Annotated in this window: 1 pseudogene; it reads right to left on the reverse strand. The window is 40.3% G+C overall.

The features are described from left to right. A pseudogene (locus tag ACFIKR_RS09310) lies at positions 1 to 1190 on the reverse strand (hypothetical protein); the annotation flags it as partial.

Below are 1190 nucleotides of genomic sequence, written 5' to 3' on the forward strand. Positions count from 1 at the left end.
TGTGCAACTCCTTCTGAGACTTCCTTAATACGATCGTTAACAGTCTTGATATTATCATCAAGTCCTTTAAAGGCAGAACCAACATCGGTATGCGATTTATCTGTTACCTTACCGTCTGTAGAAACTTCCGATAAGTCATACTTTAGTCCTTTAAAGTTTTTGCCATCAAAGGATACAGCGCCACCTAAAAGCTTTGATAAATCCGAAGCTATGGTATGAAGCTGACCACCTGTCACTGCTTCTTTTGAATCTTTAGAGAGTGTTCCATCACTCACACCAGAAAGTTTCCGCGTCACATTTTCATTGTTGAGAATACTTACTTCAGTACCACCGGTTCCCTTACCAATAGTGATAAGACCTGCTCCTCCATCACGCAGACTGCGCGCCAAAGTTATCTCTGTTGCTTGCTTAACAAGGATACTGTCTCTTACATCGACAATTTCATCATTAAGAGTCGTGAAAGTATTATTAACTCCCTCAAAAGCATCGGCAACATTATGATAGCTCTGTTCATCACCTTTTGTGCCATCAGAATTAAATTGCGCAACTTTGAAATCAGGTTTTGTCCATTTGCCATCCCCATACTTAGTATCGCCACCGAAATATTCTGCAAGGGCTGTGTTCGTAGAATGGAGCTGTGAACCATTCACGGCATCAGTTGATTTCTCTGAAAGGTCACCATTTTCAAGAGAGGTGATTTTACTATTTTTTCTTTCCTCTTTTTCTCCATGTTTGGCAGTAAAGGCTTTTTCATCCTTATTCCATACCAAAGAATCCTGTGCAACACCTTGAAAAACTTCCTTAATACGATCGTTAACAGTCTTGATATTATCATCAAGTCCTTTAAAGGCAGAACCAACATTGGTATGCGATTTATCTGTTACAACACCATCTTTAGCAATGTACGATAATTTATACGTTGGCTGTGTAAGGGCTCCATCTTTAAAGGACGCTTCTCCACCTAAAAATTTAGCAATATCACCACCAATTTTATGAATCTGTCCACCCGTAACCGCGTCGCTCGAACCAGCCACAATAGAACCATCAGCCAGTGATGTGATCTTGCTGTTTGTCTTTTCACCTTCTTTTTCTCCATGCAAGGCTACAAAGGCGCCTGTAGTCTTGTCCCACAACAAAGCATCACCTTGCACTGCTTGCGTAATATTCGTTAGTTTTTCATCAAACTTTTT

This window comes from Bartonella sp. MR30HLJHH (genome assembly GCF_042194195.1).
In the GTDB taxonomy this organism is placed as follows: domain Bacteria; phylum Pseudomonadota; class Alphaproteobacteria; order Rhizobiales; family Rhizobiaceae; genus Bartonella; species Bartonella grahamii.